The 1,028-nt window shown below is 44.5% G+C and carries 3 protein-coding genes; all 3 read right to left on the bottom strand.

Annotation, left to right across the window (positions count from 1 at the left end):
* Positions 1-301: hypothetical protein (locus F6K37_RS44285; protein ID WP_287257467.1), on the bottom strand; the 301-nt coding region annotated here is incomplete at its 3' end.
* A gap of 85 nt (positions 302-386) precedes the next feature.
* A complete protein-coding gene (locus tag F6K37_RS44280) occupies positions 387-602 on the bottom strand; it encodes a type II toxin-antitoxin system HicB family antitoxin (protein ID WP_071102570.1) in 216 nt (71 codons plus the stop codon).
* Between the two features lie 227 nt (positions 603-829).
* Positions 830-1,028 (bottom strand): AhpC/TSA family protein (locus F6K37_RS44275; RefSeq protein WP_287257466.1); only part of this gene is annotated, 199 nt, incomplete at its 5' end.

The raw sequence follows: 1,028 nt of genomic DNA, 5'->3' as shown, positions 1-1,028 counted from the left end.
AAAGTAGAAACGATTTGGACCGATCCGTAAAATTGTTGGCATAATGGAATAATTCTAACACTATGCTGGTTACCATGTCTTGAACTTTGGCTTGCAGCACGATCAAGTCGTCTGGTAGTGCGATCGCATAAGCGCGGAAGCTGAGGCCGTAGGCCACGCTTTGCGTTCGCGTAGCGTCGGCTTTGCCGAAACGCTTCCGGAGCGTAGCGTGGCCTACGGCCAATCGCTCTTGTAGGGTGGGTTCGATTACACAAGAGCTATCAAGTGCGTACGCTTTTGTAGGGTGCGTTCGATTACACAAGATCTATCAAGAGATTTATTGACAGAATATCACCGAACGCACCATCCTACCCAATAGATCTTGTAGCATTTTGATAAACTAGGGATTAAGCTGCTATTTCTACAAATCCGACTTTGGTTTGAGGTTGAGGAATTTTTTCTCCTTTTTCGACCAAAACTTCCAGATAAAGTGCGATCGCCTCTTTAACATTTTCTTGGACTTCTTCCAAAGTGTCACCAATACTAACACAACCGGGTAAATCTGGCACAATTGCCCCCCAGTTGGTATCGCCTTTTTCATAAATTACTGCATATTTTTTCATCGTTCATCTCCTAACTGTACTTGTTTCCAAATTGCACCTAATGTTCCGATGGGTATATCATCACTTAGCTTACCTGGAACTACTACAATACCTGGCTTTTGAGAAGGAATTTGATCAACTCAAATAAGTGCGTTCGCTTTTAGCGGCTCCAAAGGAGCATCGCTCTTGTAAAGTGCGTTCGGTAACACAAGATCTATCAAGACATTGTTACTATCGCTTTGGTAGAGCTAATCTAATAAAAACGACAGTGGACGACTCATATTCTGAGCAAAGCCAAGGAGCCCGCAATCGCGGTATTGGTAGAGTAATTTCCCCTGTGAATCGAATAAGAAGGTTCCCCCTCGCTGGGTCAGATAAGCCCCATTGGGTACATAAGTATTCCAGTGGCTTAAAACCTCTGTCATATTCCGCAGCCGCAGGGTTGCC

The sequence above is a fragment of the Moorena sp. SIO4E2 genome (assembly GCF_010671945.1).
Lineage (GTDB): Bacteria > Cyanobacteriota > Cyanobacteriia > Cyanobacteriales > Coleofasciculaceae > Moorena > Moorena producens.
The sequence above is the reverse complement of the archived record's forward strand: the minus strand, read 5'-3'. Positions and strand labels throughout refer to the sequence as shown.